Genomic DNA, 20,421 nt, shown 5'->3' with positions numbered 1-20,421 from the left:
ACATGCATGAACAAAAGGCGAAACAGGCAGCCATTTACGATCTCAAGGGACTGAACTGCCCGCTGCCAGTGCTGAAAGCGCGCAAGCGACTGGCGGCGATGCGGCCGGGCAGCCGGCTTTGGCTTGAAACCACCGACCCGCTGGCCGTGATAGACATTCCAGCTTTCTGCGCCGATGCCGGCCACCAATTGGTTGAGACGGCAGCCGTCACGGGCGGCCACCGCTTCCTGGTCGAGCGCGGCGCGGTCTGAATCGCCGGTTCTCTCGACTTATAGCCCGGCGATCGCCAGCGGATTGGCCTCGAGCGCCGCCCGGTCCGGCGTGTCGATCGACGGCTTGTTAGTGAAAGCCGCGAAGAGGCGCTGGATATAGTCCTGCGGCATATCGAGCGTGATCAGCACCAGCCTGGTGCCGCGCTGGCCGTCCGGCCAGGCCGGCAGCCTTGCCGGCGGATGCAGGATTTTCTGCACGCCGTGGATGACCAGCGGCCGTGAAGGATCCTCCATCAGCTCGATGACGCCCTTCATGCGCAACAGCTTCTCGCCATGGGTGGAGCGCAGGAGATCCAAAAACATCTCGATCGCCGAGAACGGCACCGGGCCTTCATGTACGAGCGAATGCGAGCGTACACGGGCATCGTGGCGATGGTGATCATGGTGGTGGTGATGATCGTGGCCATCGTCATGGTGATGATGGTCATCGTGGTGACGATCATGATCATGCGCCGCCTCTTCACCCAGCCAGCGCCGCACGTCGGGGCTCTTGGTTTCAGGGTTGTAGAGCCCGCAATTGAACAGCGACGCCGCACCGGCATCGGCACCGCCGAGAACCAACGCGCCAGGGTTGATCTGCCTCAGTCGCGCCCGCAGGCCATCGACTTCGCCCGGATCGGCAAGGTCGGTCTTGGTCAGCACGATGCGATCGGCGACCGCGGCCTGTTTCACAGCCTCGACATGGGCGTCGAGCGTGGCCTCGCCATTGACGGCGTCGACCAGCGTGATCACGCCGTCGAGCCGGAAGGCCTGCACCAGCGCCGGATGTGCCATGATCGACTGCAGTACCGGCGCCGGATCGGCGAGACCCGTGGTTTCGACCACAACCCGCGCCAGCCTCTCGATGTGGCCGGTCTGCAACCGGTCGACAAGATCGGCCAGCGTGTCGACCAGGTCGCCGCGCACGGTGCAGCACAGGCAGCCATCCGAAAGCTGGATGATGCCATCGGAGGCCTGTTCGACCAGAAGGTGGTCGATCGCCACGTCGCCGAACTCGTTGATGATCACCGCCGTGTCGGTCAGCTGCGGATCCTTGAGCAGCCGGTTGAGCAGCGTCGTCTTGCCGGCGCCGAGGAAGCCGGTAAGCACAGAGACGGGGATGGGAAAGCCGCTCATCGGAGTTGTCCTTGATGGAGCATGATCTTTTCCGAACCGTAGGTCAGCGAAGCAAAAACCGGTTCCCACTTTTCGGGATCATGCTCTTCAGTTCGCCGCCTTGACCGGCTGGTCGCCCTGCGCGGCTGCATTGGCCGTTCCGGTTGCCAGCGGTTCGGCGCCGGCGGGCATCGGCTTGTCGGGCCGCCAGCTCGGCAGCGGCACATCGGCATAATTCTGGTTGGCCTGATCGACAAAAGCCTTGGGCGCCGGTCCGGTGGCGCCGCCGAGGCCGACCGCGATCAGCGTCGGATGGTCAAGCTTCACCTGATACGGCGATTTCGGCACGTCCTTGGCGGCAATTTCGGGGGCCGCCTCGGACTGCTCCTCTTTCGGCTTCTTCTTGCAGATCTCGTCTTGCATGTCGTTAGGTGACAGCGTGTCGCCGTAAGGCTTGAGAGCGGCCAGCGTGGGCAAACCCGCCGCCGGCGTATCAAAACCCTGATCGAGCAGCTTTGCCGCCGCCTCGGCCCGGCTGACAGCGGATTTCTCGCCAAGCACCACGGCAACCAGGGTGCGGCCGTTGCGCGTCGCCGAACCGATCATGTTGAAGCCCGACGAACAGACGAAGCCGGTCTTCATGCCGTCGGCGCCGGGGTAGCGGCCAATCAAAAGATTGTAGTTCGGGATCGCCTTCTTGCCGACGGCGAGCCCTTCGATCGAGAACCAGGGCGCATATTGCGGGAAATCGGTGCGCAAGGCCGTCACCAGCACCGCGAGGTCACGCGCCGTCGTATATTGTTCGGGCGAATAGAGCCCGTTCGGGTTGACGAAATGCGTTCCAACCATGCCGAGCCGCGCCGCCTCGGCGTTCATGCGATCGGCAAAGGCCGCTTGTGTCCCGCCGATGTTCTCGCCGACCGCCATGGCAATGTCGTTGGCCGATTTGACCAGCATCATCTTCAGCGCATTGTCGAGCCGCATGACCGAGCCCGGTTTGAAACCCATCTTGCTCGGCGGCTCGCCGGCCGAATGTTTCGTCACCTTGATCGGCGAATCGAGCGCCACCTCGCCTGCCTGAATCGCGCGGAAGGTGACATAGGCGGTCATCAGCTTGCTCAGCGAAGCCGGATACCAGCGTTTGAACGCATCCTGATGCTCGAGCACGTTGCCGCTCTTCAGGTCGAACAGGACCACCGGATTGGCGCGCGCTGCACCAACAAGCACCGGAAACGCCAGCGCACCCGCCAGCAATAGGTTGAGGAAATGCCTTGGCCGCATGATCTATTCCGAAATCGCCTCTTGCCGTAATCGCCGCTGGCTCCGTAAGATTTGGTTACACGATTGCCAGCATGATGCGATCCGACCCTCAACCCCGGACCGCATTTGTCGTGCTATTTACCCTATGTGACGCCAAAATGGCAGAGTGCCGGACAATCACAATTGCTGAGCAGCCGCTCTGAACCAACTGCCGTCAACCAACCAAGAGATGGACCGATCATGCCGATTTTGAACCGCGCCGCGGAGATGCAGGAAGAAGTTGCCGGCTGGCGGCGCCATCTGCACCAGACGCCGGAACTGAACTTCGATGTCTTCCAGACCGCCGACTTCGTTGCCGAGAAGCTGAAGGCTTTCGGCTGCGACGAGGTGGTGAGAGGGCTAGGCAAGACCGGCGTCGTCGGCATCATCCGCGGCCGCAAGGGCGATGGCTCGACTGTCGGCTTACGTGCCGACATGGACGCGCTGCCGATCGAGGAGATCACCGGCAAGCCGTGGGCCTCGACCGTTTCAGGCAAGATGCATGCCTGCGGCCATGACGGCCACACGGCCATGTTGCTGGGTGCGGCCAAATATCTCGCCGAGACGCGCAATTTCGCCGGCACCGTGGCGGTGATCTTCCAGCCGGCCGAGGAAGGCGGCGGTGGCGGCAACGAGATGGTCAAGGACGGCATGATGGAGCGCTTCGGCATTGCCAAAGTGTTCGGCATGCACAATATGCCGGGACTGCCCGTCGGTCAGTTCGCCATCAAGCCCGGCCCGATCATGGCCGCGACCGCCGAGTTCACCATCACAGTCAGGGGCCGCGGCGGCCATGCGGCGATGCCGCACGGCACGATCGACCCGATCGTCATCACCAGCCAACTGGTCGTCGCTTTGCAGACCATTGCCTCGCGCAGCACCGACCCGGTCGAGGCCGTGGTGGTCTCGGTGACCAAGTTCCATGCCGGCGACGCCTATAACGTCATCCCCGAAAGCGCCCAGATCGCCGGCACGGTACGCACGCTGAAGAAGGAAGTGGCCAGGAAATCTGAAGAGCGCATCCGCGCCATCTGCGCCGGCGTCGCCACCGCGTTCGGCGCCGTGATCGAGGTCGATTATGACGCCAACTACCCGGTCACCTTCAACCATGCGGAAGAGACCGTCTTTGCCGGCGACATCGCGGCAGGCGTCGCCGGCGACAGTCATGTCCACCGCGCCATCCAGCCGGTGATGGGCGGCGAGGATTTCTCCTACATGCTGGAAGCCCGCCCCGGCGCCTTCATCTTCATCGGCAACGGCGACTCAGCCGGCCTGCATCACCCGGCCTATGACTTCAACGACGAGGTCATCCCGCACGGCATGAGCTACTGGGTGAAGCTGGCAGAAACGGCGCTGGCCGCCTGACGATCCGGTGGTCGAAAGCGGCGGCATTTGCCGCCTTGCGATCAGGCCGTTTGGCCTGACCGGACGAGCGCCGACGGTGTCAGAGGGCCTCGGTCGCATACCCCGGTCGCATACCTCTTGGCGAACCGGCCCGAAGCGTTTATGTGTCGGGCCGCGTGGTCCCGTAGCTCAGTAGGATAGAGCGGCAGATTCCTAATCTGTAGGTCACAGGTTCGATTCCTGTCGGGATCACCAAGTTTTTCAAGGACTTGGCAAGCTCGCGCCTACTGAGGCTTGTCGCTCGGCGCCCATTTGAAGTGATCGCCGTCCTTTTCGATGTGGCCGATACCCGGGAACGGGAAGTGGGGCGCAAAGATCAACTCCTGGTCCTTGGCGAGCGCGGCCAGCGTCTTGGCTCTGTTCTGCTCCGCTTCAGGCTTGTCGCCATCGAAGGCCACAGCCCAGTCGGGCTTGGCGAGCGACAGGATCGAGCTGTGTGCGGTGTCGCCTATATCGAAAAGCCGTGCCTTCCCGGATTTGATCTGGTAGCCGACATGGCCGGGTGTGTGGCCCGTCAACGCGACCGAAATGATGCCGGGCGCCACTTGGGCGCCGGCCTTGAACGGCTTCACATGGTCGGCGATGACCTTGACGATATCGGCCACGCCGTTGTTGGACTTGGCGAAGTTCCACTCCACATCCGACATCCGTATCGAGGCATTGGGGAAGGCAAGTTTGCCGTCCTTGACCAGTCCGCCGATATGATCTGGATGGGAATGGGTGATCAGGATTTCGTTGACGTCGCCGGGTTTCACGCCGGCCTTGGCCAGGCTGTCCTGTAGCGCGCCGCCGACGCCGGTGTCGATCAGCACGATCTTGTTCTTCGATTTCACCAGCAGGGCATCGACGCTCAGCGTGATGTTGTCGGTGGGTGCGCCCGCTGCCTTGAGCAGTTCGCTGACTTCCGCAGGGCTGTGGTCGATGCCGAAGGTCTTGCCGTCGTTGGGTTTGATGAACTGGGCGTCGTGCAGCGCGACGATGTCGAGTTGGCCAAGCTTGAACGACTTGGCGTCTGGCTGTTGCGCCGGCATCTGCGCCATTGCCAACCCTTGATGGAGCATCATCAAGGCCGTCATGGCCATCAGCCTCGCCGTGGATTTTAACATTGTCATGACGATATCCTATCGCTGCGCGAGGCGTGACGGTACCGGATTGCCTCTCGTGCGGCAGGCATATTGGAGGACCGGTCTGATCACAAATTCGCTAGCGGATATAGGCCTTGGCGGGCCTCCGGCAATGAGTGCACGCCGCCAAAGATGAGACTTCCAATCGACACGCTGCCAAGCTCGCGGTGCTGACACGCCAGGCGGCTTGGCATATCGAGCAGACCGATGCCGCGGCGCAAAAGGTCGAGCAGGCAGTCGCTGAATTTGCCGAGGCAACAGCTCAGCGTTTGCCGTTTCCGTGAAACGGTGAAATGGTCTAACGAGCCCCGCCGGATCAGCCTGAGACAATTTCGTAGTGAAGTATCTGGGCGTCGCCCAGGGACGATCTACGTCCAGGCGAGATGACGCCGGAGCCGAAGAGGACAATATCTTCGCGGCGTACGAATACTTCATGGCCGGGTCCCATCGACACAAACGTGCCCGACGAGCTTCGCTCGACAAGCCGGGCCTTGCCACTCGAAATGGTGAAGGTCGCGTGGTGCCGTGAGACCCAGGGCCGCTGGACGACGATATCGCATTCCGGAGATCGGCCGATCGTCACGGATTCGTTGTTTCGGCAGGATCGCAACTGACCTTCATAGCGGATGACCAGATTGATCTGCGGCGGCGGGGCGGAGCGCCTGTCGACAACGGTGCCCCGGCTGGCGACGTGCGCACTGAGGGGGCCATCGTCGCTCCCCAGGGTATAGACATCGAAGAGTTCTTGCTTTCCCTTGAAGGCCATTTTGTCGAGGAGCCGCAAGGTACTGCGGCTGCCCGCGGAAAGAGCTTCGAAGAAGCTCTGGCTGATCAGGACCTCCCCTGGGTTGGCCGTGGTGGACAACCTTGCAGTGACGTTGACAACGTCGCCGAACACCGCGCCGCGCGCGCGAATGACCGTCCCGAAATGCAATCCGATCCGGGCGTTCAAAGGCTCTTTCGCCAGTTGGCCGTCAATCTGGCAGACGGCCCTCAGCGCCGCTTCCGGTCTCTCGAACAGGCTGAGCACGTCATCGCCCTTCGAGTGAATGAAGTCACCGCCGTGCTGGGCGACGATCTCGCGTATCGCGTCCAGGCAATCCGAAACCTGCCGCAGGGCGGCATCGTCACCGATGTTCTCGTAGAGAGGCACGCTACCCACGACGTCAGCCAAGAGGACTGCGGTTAGAAGTCTTTCCTGATCCATCGACTCGTGTCCGCCAGAAAACGCGGCGTGTATAACATACCAAAGTCGACCTTGACTTATCACTTGTGCGCCAAGAGGCCGGGGCAGCTGCCTTGTCGCTATTCTCTTGGGCGGACAGGCATCCGCCTTCCCGCCAAACGGGTTATCGGCCTCAAAACAGCGGCGACAACGACGTTTCGTTTCCCTAGAGCGTTTCACCGTTTCACGGAAACGGCGAACCGCTCTAACTCTTTGTTTTTAGGCAATTCCGGACGGAAAACCGCTCTCACTTTTCCTGGAATTGCTCTAGCCCGGGCTGCCGGCCGCCGGATTGGCGATGACGGCGGCCCGGAAGCGAGCGACGAAATCGTCGAGCGCCTGCCGGTCCGCATCCGAGATCGCCCAGTAGGAAAAGGCGTCGTCGGTCCAGTGTACCAGGAAGAAGCCGCCGGCTGAGAGGTCGTCCGCCACCGGCATTGACTTGGCCTCGTTCTGGCGCGGTGCGGCCACCAGCGTGATCAGGTGCTCGTGGTGGCGATAAACCAGCGCCGGCATCGGCTTGTCGCCGATGACTTCGACGCGACCGCCGACCAGCGCATAGCCATCCTTGGCCATGTCGGGGGCGGCGGGCGAGACACCGAGACGACCGTCGAGCCATGGCTTCACCGTGTGGCGGTCGGACGACACGATGTCGACCGGGGTTGCGGCGAGCAGGCTGCGGCGATGGCCGTTGGCTACGGCGACCGCGAAACTGTCCGGCGCATTGTCGACCATCAGCCATTGCGTCGCGCCGCTGGCGAGAAACGCCGTCAATACGATCGACGCTGCCATCTGGCGCCAGTCGAAGGAGGCGAAGCGGCGCGCAGCGCGTGGCCGCATCTCGATCACCTTGCCTTGTTGTTGCTGTGCGGGCGCTTCCGCTTCCACGGTGTCGGCCTCGTCGGTTCCCTTCACCGCGGCGATGGCCGCGATGCGCGCCAGGAAATCGTCGCTGACTGCGGGACGCTGCACATTGGCGAGCGCGCCACGCAGCGCAACCAGCCGGGCATGCTCGGCGGCAAGGTCCGGATCGGCGGCCATGCGACGCTCGACGGCAAGGGCTGCCGCGGCGTCGAGCTCGCCATCGACAAGGGCGTGGATCATCAGCTTCATATCCTGCGGGTCTTGCGGCAATCCATCCTCACGCGGGCGATTTTCATGCGGGCTCATGATGGCGCCCTCCAAGTTCCGTCATCAAAAGACCGCGGGCCCGCGCCAGCCGCGACATCACCGTGCCTTGCGGCACGCCGAGCATGGTGGCGATCTCGCGGTAGCTGAGACCGTTTATGTCGCGCAGCACCACCGTCTCGCGAAACGCTTCCGGCAGCCCTGCGATCGCAGCCTCTACAGCCGCCGTATTCGCCTTGGCGATCAGCACCGCTTCCGGGCTGTCCGCATCATTGTCTGGCAACGGCGACACATCGTCGAGGTCAGCGAGATCGCCGACCGCGACAACGGCGCGCGGCCGGTTGCGCGCCATCCATGTGTAGGAGGCATTGCGCACGATGGTGAGCAGCCAGGCGCGGGCATTGCCGCCGGAAAAGCCGGCAATGCCGGCATGCGCCTTAAGGCAGGCCTCCTGCACCACGTCCTCGGCATCGGCCGTATTGCCGGTCAGCCAGCGGGCGAGCGACAGCGCGTCGCCGAGATGCGGCAGCACCACTTCGGCAAAACGCGCGGCCAGGACCTTTTCGCTCAACACCGTTCCACCGTCAGGCGCTCCCGCCAGGGGCTTGCTGCCATCCTCAGATGGCGCTGACCTGTCCCTGCTCGTGCGGGCGAAGATCGCGACTGCAGGCGAAGGCGCCTGCTTCGGGGGAGGTGAAGGCATTGGGGTCACCGGAGTCAAGGGTCTCGGAAGCAAGTGGCGCCTCGGAAGAGAACGGCGCATCGCTGGCTGCAATGAGATGCTGGCCGTCATGGTCGTAAATCTCGATGGTTGCGATCGGCACGGATCAGGGCCGGCGGCGCGGTGGGATGGCCCAGAATATATGCGCCCAGCTCATGCGCTCCAAAGGACGGCAATGGCTGATGCCCTCGCCCGCTTCGGTCGCAATCCTATTGTTTTCATGCCGCTTCATGTTGGTCTCCTGCTGCCGCGCACATCCGGCGCATGCCCTGAAGACCAGCGGACCCGGCTGTTTATTCCCGGCCGCCGGATTTTTTCGCTCACGCTAATGTGATCGCTTTTTGCGGGGACCGAGTTCGGCCGTATTGGCTTTTGTTATCCGGCTCACGCTTGGCCGGTGGCCCGTATGATATCAATTCATCCGGTTTTCAGCGGAGGGGACCCGTGCCGGATATCAGCTCAGGCAAGCCATTGCCGTGGACGACGTTCAGGGTCATTGCCGCCCTGCTGATCGTCACCTTCGTCTACCGTCTGTGTATCCCTTCGCATGAGTATGACAGCCGCGGTGTCGTCATTCTCGACATCGTACTGAACATCGGGCTGCTCGTCGGACTCTGGGGCACGAGACGCACGCTGAGCCAACAGGGGCCAAACGACGACCGCTGGAAAGTCGGCGCGCCCTTGTATTGGGCGGCGCTGATTTCCGGCATCGGCCTGCTGATGATCCGCTTCACCAGCAATTCCGCATGGTGGACCGGACATCTCATGTACAGCTTGTCCTGATTCAGGCCGCGCAAGGGCAACCGGTCGGGCGGCCAGGAACAAATATCAGAGCGGTTCGACGATTCTGAACCGCCCCGGATAAAGCCGTCCGCTACTGTGCTGTCCAGCCGCCATCCATCGGCAGCGTCGTGCCGGTGATTTGCCTGGCGGCGTCCGAGCACAGGAACAGCGTCAGCGCGGCGAGTTCCTCGACGGTGACGAACTCCTTGGTCGGCTGCGCGGCGAGCAGCACATCGTGCTTGACCTGCTCCTCGGTCATGCCGCGCGCCTTCATCGTGTCGGGGATCTGCTTTTCGACCAGCGGCGTCCAGACGTAGCCGGGCGCGATCGCGTTTACCGTGATGCCGTTTTGCGCCACTTCCAGCGCCACCGTCTTGGTCAGACCGGCAATGCCATGCTTGGCCGAGACATAGGCCGATTTGAACGGCGAGGCGACCAGCGCATGCGCCGAAGCGGTGTTGATGATGCGGCCCCATTTGCGGCTCTTCATGCCGGGCACCACCGCCTTGATGGCATAGAAGGCGGCCAAAAGGTTGATGCGGATGATCGCTTCCCACTTGTCGTCGGGAAACTCCTCGATCGGCGCGACGTGCTGGATGCCGGCATTGTTGACCAGGATGTCGAGGCTGCCGAAGGCAGCTTCGGCATCGTGGACCATCGCGGTCACCGCCGCGCCGTCCATCATGTTGGCGTCCGAGTAGCGGCACCTGACGCCGAAATCCTTCTCGATGCCGGCCCGCTCCTGCTCGATCGCCGCGGCGTCGCCGAGCCCGTTGATGGTGACATTGGCGCCCTCTGCGGCAAAGGCGCGGGCGATGGCCAGGCCAATGCCACTGGTCGAGCCGGTGACGAGCGCATTCTTCGAAGACAGGGAACCCATGGGAGATCTCGCGACAGGAGGGAAGGACTATCAAAGGCACATAGTTTGTGCGCCGCAGCATGACAATGCCACAGGCATATGTCGGCGCTATTACAGTCCAGCAAAGGCTTTGCCGGCTTTCGAACGTGCCTGTCGCGGTGCTGACACGGCACTGTCATGCTGCCATGCAACATATTTCCCAGCGCATTCGCGCGGGGTCATTTCAAGCTGTTTGGGGGCACCAGAATGGAAATCGCCGACGTCGTGAAGCGCGCCTATGCGATGCCGCTCACCAATCCGTCCTTCCCGCCCGGCCCCTATCGCTTCTTCGACCGCGAATACGTCATCATCACCTACCGCACGACGCGCGAGGCGCTCGAAGCGGCGGTGCCGGCGCCGCTTGAAATCGACGAGCCGCTGGTCAAATACGAATTCATCCGCATGCCGGATTCGACCGGCTTCGGCGACTACACCGAGACCGGCCAGGTTATCCCGGTGCGCTACAAGGGGCAGCATGGCGGCTTCGTCCATTCCATGTATCTCGACGACGACGCGCCGATCGCCGGCGGCCGCGAGCTGTGGGGCTTCCCCAAGAAGCTTGCCAGCCCCAAGATCGTGCATGAAGGCGAAGTGGTGGTCGGCACGCTGCACTATGGCAGCGTGCTCTGCGCCACCGGCACGATGGGCTACAAGCACCGCGAGGCCGACCATGACCAGGTGCTGGCGTCCCTCGCGGCGCCCAATTTCCTGATCAAGATCATCCCGCATGTCGACGGCAGCCCGCGCATCTGCGAACTGGTCCGCTACTACCTCACCGACATCACGCTGAAGGAAGCCTGGACGGCCCCGGCCGCGCTCGATCTCAGGCCGCATGTCATGGCCGATGTGGCGAAACTGCCTGTGCTCGACATCGTTTCGGCCGTTCACTTCAAAGCCGATCTGACGCTGGGCCTCGGCGAAGTCGTGCATGATTACCTCGCTGACCACAGCCAATCCGCTGCCGGCGCGACAAAGCTGGAGAAAGTCAGTGCTTGAGCGCAACCGCAGCACGGCAGCCGCCGCCACCATCGAGGAAATCACGGCTCAGTATGACCGCATCGCGCTGGTGTTCCAGGGCGGCGGCGCACTCGGCGCTTATCAGGCCGGCGTCTACCAGGCGCTCGCCGACGCCGGTTGCGAGCCGACATGGCTCTCCGGTGTTTCGATCGGCGCCATCAACGCCTCGATCATCGCCGGCAACGAGCCAAGCCGGCGCCTGCAGCGGCTGGAGCAGTTCTGGCAGACGATCTCGGGCCGCAAGATCTGGTCCTATACGCCCGAAGGCGACATCTATCGCGATATCCGCAACCAGACCTCATCCTTGATGACGATGACGATGGGCCAGCCGGGTTTCTTCAAGCCGCGCAATCCCAATCCCTGGCTCCAATTGTCGGGAGCGGACGGCGCCACCAGCTTCTACGACACGGCCGAGTTGAAGGACACGCTGGAGAGCCTGATCGACTTCGACGTGCTCAACGATGGCAAGAAGCGCCTGAGCGTCGGCGCGGTCAACGTCAGGACCGGTAATTTCGTCTATTTCGACACCGACAAGGTCCGCATCGGGCCGGAGCACATCATGGCCAGCGGCGCGCTGCCGCCGGCCTTCCCGTCGATCCGCATCGAGGGCGAGTACTATTGGGATGGCGGCATCGTCTCCAACACGCCGCTGCAATATCTGCTCGACCAGGAAGAGGACCGCTCCTCGCTGGTGTTCCAGGTCGATCTGTTCAGCGCTCGCGGCGTGCTGCCGCGCGGCATGGCCGACGTGCTGTCGCGCCACAAGGACATCATGTATTCGAGCCGCACGCGGCAGAACACCGACAATTTCGAGCGCATCCACGCGCTGAAGATGAAGCTGCTCGACGCGCTGAAGCGCGTGCCGCCGGAGCAACTCAAGGACGGCGAGAAGGAATTGATCGCCGACTATTCCAACGCCGGCGTCGTCAACATCGTGCACCTGATCTACCAGCACAAAGGCTATGAAGGCCACGCCAAGGACTACGAGTTCTCCGGCACCTCGATGCGCGAGCATTGGGAAATGGGCCAGGAAGACACGGAACGCACGCTGCGCCACAAGAAGTGGCTGATGCTGCCCAAAAATGTCGAAGGCGTCGCCATCCACGACCTGCATCGGGAAGACCCGACCTGATATTTTGCGTCGGGCAACGGGCTTCCTGAACACGGGCATTGCACGAAACGAATCCTTCGCCGGCTTCGGTCAGACCGACACTGCGCATCGTGCGCGTATCGCGCGCTTCCCGACACGCGCCCTTGAGAAGGCGCACCGTTTCGCCGATCCGATAGAGTCACCCCTGACTGCCCGGCAGAAACTGCGGTGCAGGGCAACGCCTGAATGTCTCCATGCCGCCGAGCACAATCTGCCGGGACTGTGAAGCCCTTCTTCACAGCCTATCAACATTATTGCGGATAGCCGCTTGTCGAAAGCGGACGTACATCCGGGGCAGCAACTACGCCAGGCTCAATGGAGTGCCGCCGATGACCGCCGAAGCTGGCTCCTCTACCATCGCCCCGTCGCGTGACGCCTGGCGCGGCCTGCTCTGGTTTGCGCCGCTCACGGCGCTTTGGCTACTGACGATCTTCAATTGGCCGGCGATCCCGGCCAGCGGCGTTCCGACCACAGCCCACCAGCTCGCGGCCCACGGGCTCATCGCGCTGGGACTGTGGCTCGGCCTTGAACGCACGGACCTGACGCATGGTCAACGCAGCGCGACCTGGTTGGCGATCATGATCCCGGACACGCTGTGGTTCGCCATCGCCTGGAGCGCCGCGATCAATGGTGTCTTCCATTCGGACGCCGCATCTTTCCCGGTGTTGCCGTCGGCGATCTTCCTGCCGGTGATCGTCGGAGCGCCGCTGTTGTTGTTCTCGAAGCGGATCGGGCAGGTGCTCGATGCGATGCCGGTGGGCTGGCTCGTCGCGGTTCAGGTCTACCGCGTATTTGGCAGTTGGGCTATCGCGGCCTGGCTGCACGGTTCGCTGCCTGGCGTGTTCGCACTGCCGGCAGGCATTGGCGACATGCTGACCGGGCTTCTGGCGTTGCCAGCGGCGATCACAGTGGCGACCGGCACAGCGGAAGGGCGGAGAGCTGCTGCTTTCTGGAACATCCTCGGCCTTGCCGACTTCGCTGTCGCGGTCACCATGGGCATGATTACCTCGCCAGGCCCGTGGCAGTTGATCGTTCCTGATGTGCAGACCATCGGCGCTGGCAATTACCCGGGTGTGCTAACTCCTGCTTTCGTGGTGCCAGGCTCAATCCTGCTACATGTGTTGTCGCTGCGCCAACTGAGCCGCCGCGGCAGGGCGGATGTTGCGCAGCAATAGCAGAGGCGAATTCCGCATCAGCGCCGACCGGAACGGGGTGATCCTCGGGCGAGCCGGAAACATGACCTTCGGTGTTGCGAAGCGCGTCGCGCGTGGTGCCGGCTATCTTCCCAGGCAAGCAGTGTCAGATCCGTTGCGTGGTTCATCGCCGCCACTCATGCCTGCGCCAAAATGAAACGGCGCCAGAACTGGCGCCGTCGATATTTACAGCCGAAACATGAACCGCCGCTCAGAACACCTGGCGGAAGATGATGAACAGCGCGAAAGCGAGCGCGATCGAGCAGGGCAGCGTCAGCACCCAGGCCAGCAGAAGGTTGCGCACGGTCGACCATTGCAGGCCCGAACCGTTGGCCGCCATCGTGCCGGCAACGCCCGAGGACAACACGTGTGTGGTCGACACCGGCAGGCCGAAGCGGTCGGCCATGCCGATGGTGATCATCGCCACCAGCTCGGCGGCCGCGCCCTGGCCGTAGGTCAGATGGCTCTTGCCGATCTTTTCGCCGACGGTGACGACGATGCGCTTCCAGCCGACCATGGTGCCCAGGCCAAGCGCCAGCGCGACGGCGACCTTCACCCAGAGCGGGATGAACTTCGTCGCATTGTCCACCGCCTTGTGATAGTCGGTGACCGCCTTCAAATCGGCGGCCTGCATCGGCAGCAACTGCTTCTTGTCGATCAGCTTCAGCGCTTCGCCAATCAGGTAGATGTCGTTACGGGCGTTGCTGACCAGGTCGGTCGGAACGTTGTCGACCGAGGCATAGGGCTGCAACGAAGCTGTCGTGTTGTGGATATAGGTCTGCAGCGCGACAGTCGTTTGATCGCTCCAGGTTTTGGTGCGCACAGCGTCCTGAACGGCGGCCTTGGCAGCAGCGGCATCGGCAACGGTGACGCCAGGCTTGACATATTTGCCCAGCGCCGTCTCCACGCTGACCGAAGCCGCCTTATAGGTTTCAAGATAGTTGATGTCGGGCGTGCGATTGAGCGCATAGGCGGTCGGCACGACACCGATCAGGATCAGCATGATCAGGCCCATGCCCTTCTGCCCGTCATTGGAGCCATGCGCGAAGCTGACGCCGGTGCAGGTGAAGATGAGCAGCGCGCGAATCCACCATGGCGGCGGCGCGTTGCCCTTCGGCGCCTCGTAGAGCGCCGGATTGCGCACCAGGAGCTTCATGGCATAGAGCAGGACGAAGGCGGCGAAGAAGCCGACGATCGGCGAGACCAGCAAGGTGATGCCGACATTGGTCGCCTGACTCCAGTCGACGCCACTGGTGGCGCTGCCGGCCGGAGCCATGAACTGGTTGGCAAGGCCGACGCCGATGATCGAGCCGACCATGGTGTGCGAGCTCGAAGCCGGCAGGCCGAGGAACCAGGTGCCGAGGTTCCACAGGATGGCCGCGACCAGAAGGGCGAACACCATAGCGAAGCCCGAGGACGAGCCGACCTGCAGGATGAGTTCGACCGGCAGCAGCGAGAGGATGCCGAACGCCACCGCGCCGCTCGAGGTCAGGACGCCGAGGAAATTGAAGGCGCCCGACCACATGACGGCGAATTCGGCCGGCAGCGAACGTGTATAGATGACGGTGGCGACCGCGTTTGCGGTGTCGTGGAAGCCGTTGACGAATTCGAAGCCCAGCGCAATCAGAAGCGCAATGCCGAGCAGAATCCACGGCACGGTCTTGGCGACCGCCAGATCGTTGCTGAGCGCATAACCGACATAGATAATGCCGACGAGCACAAGCACGCCGAAGGCCGGCAGGAACCATTTGGCACCGCCTGATTGATGCAGGGGATGATCCGGTCTCGGAATCCCCGCCTCGCTGGAAACTACGTCCACCATTGTCCCACTCCGTTTGCATGCAGCAAAGAACCGAAGAGGACGCTATGTCCGTAGGATGAAGCTGGTGTGACGCTCTTGACCAGTTTGGTCACTACCAAACCCGTTTGGTGACCTAACCGGCTATCTTCAGGAGAGCGGCCACCAGGAGCTTGTGCTCATCGGGCGAAAGCACATCGGAATCGAAAAGATTCATGCTGCGCAGCCCCTCGATGGCCAGGAAGCACACCAGCAACGACCCGAGAGCGTCCGTCTCTTCCTTCAGCCGTTCGAACAGCTGTCGTTTGAACGCCTTTATCGGTGCCAGGAAGTCGGGATCCTCGGCAATGGCCGAGAACATCCATGACGCGGAAGGCTTCGGTTGCTCGCAGTCGTCGGCCGACAGTTTAATATAGGCCGATAGCACGCTCTCGTCGCCGTTCTCGGCGGCGCGTGCTTCCAACGCCTTCTGGAAATCCTTGAGATAACGCTCTACCAGCCCCTGCATCAGCTTGGCTTTGGTCGGGAAGTTATAGAGCAGGCCGCCCTTCGACACGCCGGCACGGGTCGCGACCGCTTCCAGCGACAGGCTTCCCGGCCCCGCCTCGCGCGCCACATCGGCCGCCGCGGCAAGGATTTTGTCGCGCGAATTTGCCTTGCGAGCTCTCATCACGCCTCCCCGTACATTAGCTTATGCGGAATTGACAACACCGTCCAGACGGTACAGTAAAGCGCCCGCCGTTTGAAATCGGGACTTATCGTGGGTATGTGTCCCGGCATCGATTGTTTTGCCGGTTGCCGGCTCGAGGGGACTGTCCGTGAAACGCTTTTTCATCATCACCGGATTCTTGGCGTTGCTCGTCGTGGTGTGCGTCGGCATCGTCGGCTTCAACCTGTTTCGCGACAGCGCGATCAAGCAGTTTTTCGCGACCATGAAGCCGCCGGCCGCGACCGTCTCGACCGTTACCGTGAAGCCCTCGGAATGGACGCCTGGCGTCGAGGCGATAGGCACCGTCAATGCGGTGCACGGCGTCGACCTGACCCTCGAGACCAGCGGCATCGTCAAGGACATCCTCTTCCACGCCAACCAGAAGGTCGCCGCCAACGCGGTGCTGGTGCAACTCGACGACGCCGTGGAAAAAGCCGATCTGTCGGCGCAGAAGGCCCAGGCCGCCTCGGATCAGGCAGCACTCGCCCGCGCGATCGAACTGCAGCGGCGCGGCGTCGGCACCGACGCCACGCTTGACGCGGCGCGGGCCGCGGCGGACGCTTCGGCCGCGCAGGTTATCAAGTTGCAGGCGGTGCTCGACCAGAAGCAATTGTCCGCGCCCTTCAACGGCACGGTGGGCATTCCCAAGATCGATGTCGGCCAGTACCTGGCGCCCGGCAACGCGGTGGTGACCATCCAGGATCTCGATACGATGCGTGTCGACTTCACCGTTCCCGAGCAGCAATTGCCACTGCTCAAGATCGGCCAGACGGTCAAGCTCGGCGGCAGCCTGGCGGACTTGTCGTTTGCCGGCTCCATTCGCGGCATCGACCCCAAGATCGATCCGGCGAGCCGCCTGGTCTCGATCCGCGGCGAGGTCGCCAATCCGGAAGGCAAGCTGACCCCTGGCCAGTTCGTGCAGATCCGGGTTGAGCTGCCGCAGGAAAACAACGTCATCTCCGTGCCGCAGACAGCGGTGACGACGAGCCTCTACGGCGACTATATCTTCGTGGTCGAGCCGGCAAAGCCTGCGGAGGGCGCCGCGGCCACGCCGGCAAAGCCGGACGAGCAGAAGGCCGCCGCCGAAAAGCCCGCCGGCGATGCCGCCAAGCCCGCCGACGCCGCCAAGCCGGCGACCGATGCCGCCAAGCCCGCCGACGCGGCGGCAAAGCCGGCCGACAAGGCCGCCGATGGCGCCAAGCCGGCCGACGCCGCGCAGCAGCCGGCCCTCGTCATCTCGCAGGTGTTCGTGAAACTTGGCCGACGCAACAATGGCATGGTCGAGATCACGCAGGGCCTGAAGGACGGCGATCAGATCGTCACGGCCGGCCAGAACCGGCTGTTCAACGGCATGTCGGTTGCCGTCGACAACACCATCGACCCGAGCAAATCGGCGAATAAGCAGGTTCAGCAGCAATGAGCTTTTCCGACCTCTTCATTCGCCGGCCTGTCCTGTCGACGGTGCTGGCCTGTATGATCCTGCTTCTGGGTTTCCAGGGCATCTTCGGCCTGTCGATCCGTCAGTATCCGAAGGTCGACGAGACCGCGATCACCGTCACCACGGCCTATCCAGGCGCCAGTGCCGACCTGATCCAGGGCTTTATCTCGGCCCCGATCGCGCGCGCCGTCGCCTCGACGGAAAACATCGACTACGTGACCTCGTCGAGCCGCCCGTCTTCCAGCACGGTGACGGTGCAGATGAAGCTCGGCTCCAACCCTGACGTGGCACTCGCCGAAGTGCTGTCCAAGGTCCAGGGCGTGCGCGGCACCTTGCCGGACGCGTCCAAGGACCCGGTGATCGTCAAGGGCACCGGTCAGCAGTTCGCGATGATGTACATCTCGATGCAGAATCCGAACATGACGAAGGAGCAGCTCACCGAATACATCGAGCGCGTCATCCGCCCGCGCATCTCCACCGTAGAAGGTGTGGCGGACGTCCAGGTGTTCGGCGCGCAGGAATATTCGATGCGCATCTGGATCGACCCGATCCGGCTGGCCGCCCGCGGCGCCACCGCCGCGGAGGTGCTGACCGCAATCAACAATTCGAACTTCCTGTCGGCGCCTGGCAACACCCAGAATGAATATGTGGTCTCCTCGATCACGGTTCGCTCGACCCTGCAGACACCCGAGGCCTTCGCCCAGCTGCCAATCCGTTCGACGGGCGGAGACGTTGTGCGCCTGCGCGACGTGGCGCGCGTCGAACTCGGCGCGGCGAACACCGACACCAGGGTGAGCTTCAACGGCAAGCCCGGCACCTTCCTCGCCATCTTCCCGACACCGGCGGCCAACCCGCTGACCACGGCGGCGGCGGTCACCAAGCTCGTGCCGCAAATCCAGGAGACCCTACCCAAAGGCATGACGATCGAGGTCGTCTACGATGCGACCGGCCAGATCAGCGCCTCGATCGAGGAGGTGTTCAAGACCATCGCCGAGGCGGTCGCCATCGTCATCGTGGTCATCCTTCTGTTCCTCGGTTCGTTCCGCTCGGTGCTGATGCCGATCGTGACCATCCCGCTGTCGCTCATCGGCGTCTGCTTCCTGTTGTTTGCCGTCGGCTACTCGATCAATCTTCTGTCGCTGCTCGCCATGGTGCTGGCGATCGGCCTTGTCGTCGACGACGCCATCGTGGTGGTGGAGAACATCCACCGCCATATGGAAGAGGACCACATGTCGCCGATGCAGGCGGCGTTCAACGGCATGCGCGAGATCGCGACAGCCATCGTCGCCATGACGGTGACGCTGGCCGCCGTGTTCGCGCCGCTCGCCTTCACCGGCGGCCTCACCGGCGCATTGTTCCGTGAGTTCGCGGTGACGTTGGCCGGCTCGGTGGTGCTGTCGGGCGTTATCGCCATCACCATCACGCCGATGATGTCGGCGCGCCTGCTGAAGCCCGGCCAGCACGGCCGTTTCCAGCGAATCGTCGACGGCACCTTCATGCGTGTCGAGCATCTCTATGAACGGGCGGTCACTGCTTCGCTGAGAAACCGCCCGGTAACGCTGATCATCGTCGTGGCGCTCGTCGCTCTCACTGGCTTCATGTTCACCAAGACCTCGACCGAACTGGCGCCGGAAGAAGATCAAGGCTTCCTGCTTTCGATCGTGACCGGCCCGCGCTATGCGACATCGGATTACACGGAAACCTATGTCAACCAGATGCTTGGCCTGGTGAAGGACATTCCCGAAACCAGGGCGCAGTTCTCGGCCGTCGCCTTTAGCGGCGCCACCAACGGCGCCTTCGTCGGCTTCGCCTTCAAGGACTGGTCCGAGCGCAAGCGCAATTCCAAGCAGTTGCAGGCCGACATCCAGGGCCGCCTCGCCAAGGTTGCCGGCGTCGAGGCCTTCGTCTTCGCGCCGCCGACCTTGCCGGGCTCCGGCGGCGGTCTGCCGATCTCCATGGTGGTGCGCTCTACCGGCGATCCCTCCGAGGTTTTCGACCAGGCGGAGAAGATCAAGAACAAGGCTCAAGCCTCCGGCCGCTTCATCGTCGTGCAGAATTCGATGTCCTATGACGCGCCGCAGGTGACCGTCACCATCGACCGCGAGCGCGCGGCGGCGCTCAACCTGCCGATCGCCGACATCGGCGGCACGCTGACGCTGCTGGTCGGCGGCGCCGAGGTGGCGCAGTTCGACCGCGATTCCAACAGCTACGACATCATCCCGCAGGTGCCGATCGAATTCCGCGACAATCCCGAGAGGCTCGGCGAGTATTTCGTGCGCAGCACGGACGGCAAGATGGTGCCGCTATCGGCGGTGGTGAAGATCTCGACCAACGCATCGCCTGCCGCGATCGAGCAGTTCAACCAGCTGAACTCCGCCACGATCTCGGCCCTGCCGCTACCCGGCGTGACCACCGGCGACGGGCTGAAAGCGCTGGAAGATATCGCCAAGGAGCAGCTTCCGGACACCTTCTTCGTCGACTATTCCGGCCAGTCGCGGCAGGAAAAGGAACAGGGCAACACCATCCTGATCGCCTTCGCCGCCGCCATCGTCGTCATCTATCTGGTGCTCGCCGCCCAGTTCGAGAGCTTCCGCGACCCGCTGATCATCATGATGGCCGTGCCGCTGTCGATCTTCGGCGCCATCGTGCCGCTCAACATTGGCCTGGGAACGCTCAACATCTACACCCAGGTCGGTCTGATCACGCTGATCGGCCTGATCACCAAGCACGGTATTCTGCTGGTCGAGTTCGCCAATCAGCAGCGCGAGATCCACGGCATGCGGCGACGCGACGCCATTATCGCTTCGGCCAAGGTGCGCCTGCGGCCGATCCTGATGACCACCGCCGCCATGGCGCTCGGCGTCGTGCCGCTGATCGTTTCCAGCGGCGCGGGTGCGGCGGCGCGCTACTCGATGGGCCTGGTCATCTTCACCGGCATCCTGGTCGGCACCATGTTCACGCTGTTCGTCGTGCCGATGTTCTACACCTTCATCGCCAGCAAGGACCTGCCGCATCTCGCCGAGAAGCCCGATCCGAAGCTGATGCCGGCGCTGCCGGACTGAGACGGCGACGAAGCGAAAAACAAAAGAGGCCGGATCATTCCGGCCTCTTTTTTTGACGGTCGCCTCACGGCTTCGGTACTGAGCAATTCCAGGAAAAGTGTCTAG

At 63.0% G+C, this 20,421-nt stretch carries 20 protein-coding genes and 1 tRNA gene; 11 read left to right on the top strand and 10 right to left on the bottom strand.

The genetic code is table 11. From position 1 onward, the window contains the following. The first annotated feature begins 2 nt into the window (after positions 1 to 2). Positions 3 to 251: a sulfurtransferase TusA family protein gene (locus tag AB6802_RS25575; protein WP_371012977.1), complete on the top strand. Its 249-nt coding sequence runs from the start codon at positions 3 to 5 to the stop codon at positions 249 to 251. Between the two features lie 18 nt (positions 252 to 269). On the opposite strand, the gene AB6802_RS25570 is transcribed toward AB6802_RS25575, so the two are convergent. Together AB6802_RS25570 and AB6802_RS25565 are read right to left on the bottom strand one after the other, a co-directional pair. Further along, entirely contained in the window at positions 270 to 1,388 is a 1,119-nt protein-coding gene (locus AB6802_RS25570) for a GTP-binding protein (RefSeq protein WP_371012976.1), read from the bottom strand. A gap of 87 nt (positions 1,389 to 1,475) precedes the next feature. After that, positions 1,476 to 2,648: a D-alanyl-D-alanine carboxypeptidase family protein gene (locus AB6802_RS25565; RefSeq protein ID WP_371012975.1), complete on the bottom strand. Its 1,173-nt coding sequence runs from the start codon at positions 2,646 to 2,648 to the stop codon at positions 1,476 to 1,478. A 219-nt stretch (positions 2,649 to 2,867) separates the two neighbouring features. Here AB6802_RS25565 and AB6802_RS25560 point away from each other — a divergent pair, with 219 nt between their 5' ends. Both AB6802_RS25560 and AB6802_RS25555 read left to right on the top strand, forming a co-directional pair. Beyond that, positions 2,868 to 4,031 (top strand): M20 aminoacylase family protein, encoded by a 1,164-nt coding sequence (locus AB6802_RS25560; RefSeq protein ID WP_371012974.1) that lies wholly within the window; start codon positions 2,868 to 2,870, stop codon positions 4,029 to 4,031. A gap of 157 nt (positions 4,032 to 4,188) precedes the next feature. Beyond that, positions 4,189 to 4,265: transfer RNA gene (locus tag AB6802_RS25555), tRNA-Arg, on the top strand. Positions 4,266 to 4,294: 29 nt separating this feature from the next. Here AB6802_RS25555 and AB6802_RS25550 read toward each other — a convergent pair. Further along, entirely contained in the window at positions 4,295 to 5,182 is an 888-nt protein-coding gene (locus AB6802_RS25550) for an MBL fold metallo-hydrolase (protein WP_371012973.1), read from the bottom strand. Positions 5,183 to 5,310: 128 nt separating this feature from the next. Between AB6802_RS25550 and AB6802_RS25545 the strand changes: the two genes are divergently transcribed. After that, entirely contained in the window at positions 5,311 to 5,478 is a 168-nt protein-coding gene (locus AB6802_RS25545) for a hypothetical protein (RefSeq protein ID WP_371012972.1), read from the top strand. A 32-nt stretch (positions 5,479 to 5,510) separates the two neighbouring features. Here the strand turns inward: AB6802_RS25545 and AB6802_RS25540 are convergent, their stop codons facing one another. From AB6802_RS25540 to AB6802_RS25525, 4 genes are all read right to left on the bottom strand, one after another. Further along, the gene (locus tag AB6802_RS25540) at positions 5,511 to 6,401 is read right to left on the bottom strand and encodes an adenylate/guanylate cyclase domain-containing protein (RefSeq protein ID WP_371012971.1); all 891 of its coding nucleotides are present in this window, start codon (positions 6,399 to 6,401) and stop codon (positions 5,511 to 5,513) included. A gap of 285 nt (positions 6,402 to 6,686) precedes the next feature. Continuing rightward, on the bottom strand, positions 6,687 to 7,589 hold the full coding sequence (locus AB6802_RS25535; RefSeq protein ID WP_371012970.1) for an anti-sigma factor: 903 nt from the start codon (positions 7,587 to 7,589) through the stop codon (positions 6,687 to 6,689). Then, a complete protein-coding gene (locus tag AB6802_RS25530; protein WP_371012969.1) occupies positions 7,576 to 8,118 on the bottom strand; it encodes a sigma-70 family RNA polymerase sigma factor in 543 nt (180 codons plus the stop codon). The genes AB6802_RS25535 and AB6802_RS25530 overlap by 14 nt, the downstream gene beginning before the upstream one ends. A 46-nt stretch (positions 8,119 to 8,164) precedes the next feature. Continuing rightward, positions 8,165 to 8,371 carry a hypothetical protein gene (locus AB6802_RS25525; RefSeq protein WP_371012968.1) on the bottom strand — a complete coding sequence of 69 codons (207 nt, stop codon included), beginning with the start codon at positions 8,369 to 8,371 and terminating at the stop codon, positions 8,165 to 8,167. A 72-nt stretch (positions 8,372 to 8,443) separates the two neighbouring features. Between AB6802_RS25525 and AB6802_RS25520 the strand changes: the two genes are divergently transcribed. After that, positions 8,444 to 8,602, top strand: a complete 159-nt coding sequence (locus AB6802_RS25520) for a hypothetical protein (protein ID WP_371012967.1) — start codon at positions 8,444 to 8,446, stop codon at positions 8,600 to 8,602. Positions 8,603 to 8,712: 110 nt separating this feature from the next. Continuing rightward, a complete protein-coding gene (locus AB6802_RS25515) occupies positions 8,713 to 9,051 on the top strand; it encodes a hypothetical protein (RefSeq protein WP_371012966.1) in 339 nt (112 codons plus the stop codon). A gap of 91 nt (positions 9,052 to 9,142) precedes the next feature. On the opposite strand, the gene AB6802_RS25510 is transcribed toward AB6802_RS25515, so the two are convergent. After that, positions 9,143 to 9,931 carry a 3-hydroxybutyrate dehydrogenase gene (locus AB6802_RS25510; protein ID WP_371012965.1) on the bottom strand — a complete coding sequence of 263 codons (789 nt, stop codon included), beginning with the start codon at positions 9,929 to 9,931 and terminating at the stop codon, positions 9,143 to 9,145. A gap of 225 nt (positions 9,932 to 10,156) precedes the next feature. On the opposite strand from AB6802_RS25510, the gene AB6802_RS25505 reads away from it, so the two are divergent. The 3 genes from AB6802_RS25505 to AB6802_RS25495 all read left to right on the top strand — a co-directional run bounded on the left by AB6802_RS25505 (position 10,157) and on the right by AB6802_RS25495 (position 13,291). Next, positions 10,157 to 10,945 carry an acetoacetate decarboxylase gene (locus tag AB6802_RS25505; protein WP_371012964.1) on the top strand — a complete coding sequence of 263 codons (789 nt, stop codon included), beginning with the start codon at positions 10,157 to 10,159 and terminating at the stop codon, positions 10,943 to 10,945. Continuing rightward, positions 10,938 to 12,098 (top strand): patatin-like phospholipase family protein, encoded by a 1,161-nt coding sequence (locus AB6802_RS25500; RefSeq protein ID WP_371012963.1) that lies wholly within the window; start codon positions 10,938 to 10,940, stop codon positions 12,096 to 12,098. Before AB6802_RS25505 ends, AB6802_RS25500 begins: the two co-directional genes overlap by 8 nt. A 347-nt stretch (positions 12,099 to 12,445) precedes the next feature. Further along, positions 12,446 to 13,291 carry an MFS transporter gene (locus AB6802_RS25495; protein ID WP_371012962.1) on the top strand — a complete coding sequence of 282 codons (846 nt, stop codon included), beginning with the start codon at positions 12,446 to 12,448 and terminating at the stop codon, positions 13,289 to 13,291. Positions 13,292 to 13,520: 229 nt separating this feature from the next. Here the strand turns inward: AB6802_RS25495 and AB6802_RS25490 are convergent, their stop codons facing one another. Further along, on the bottom strand, positions 13,521 to 15,131 hold the full coding sequence (locus tag AB6802_RS25490) for an inorganic phosphate transporter (RefSeq protein WP_371012961.1): 1,611 nt from the start codon (positions 15,129 to 15,131) through the stop codon (positions 13,521 to 13,523). Between the two features lie 112 nt (positions 15,132 to 15,243). Further along, a complete protein-coding gene (locus tag AB6802_RS25485) occupies positions 15,244 to 15,777 on the bottom strand; it encodes a TetR family transcriptional regulator (RefSeq protein WP_371012960.1) in 534 nt (177 codons plus the stop codon). A 148-nt stretch (positions 15,778 to 15,925) separates the two neighbouring features. Between AB6802_RS25485 and AB6802_RS25480 the strand changes: the two genes are divergently transcribed. Then, the gene (locus AB6802_RS25480; RefSeq protein ID WP_371012959.1) at positions 15,926 to 17,236 is read left to right on the top strand and encodes an efflux RND transporter periplasmic adaptor subunit; all 1,311 of its coding nucleotides are present in this window, start codon (positions 15,926 to 15,928) and stop codon (positions 17,234 to 17,236) included. After that, positions 17,233 to 20,316: an efflux RND transporter permease subunit gene (locus AB6802_RS25475; protein WP_371012958.1), complete on the top strand. Its 3,084-nt coding sequence runs from the start codon at positions 17,233 to 17,235 to the stop codon at positions 20,314 to 20,316. The genes AB6802_RS25480 and AB6802_RS25475 overlap by 4 nt, the downstream gene beginning before the upstream one ends. The last annotated feature ends 105 nt before the right edge of the window (positions 20,317 to 20,421 follow it).

The organism is Mesorhizobium sp. RCC_202, assembly GCF_041355295.1.
Classification (GTDB): Bacteria; Pseudomonadota; Alphaproteobacteria; order Rhizobiales; family Rhizobiaceae; genus Mesorhizobium.
This window is presented reverse-complemented; position numbering and strand designations above follow the sequence as displayed.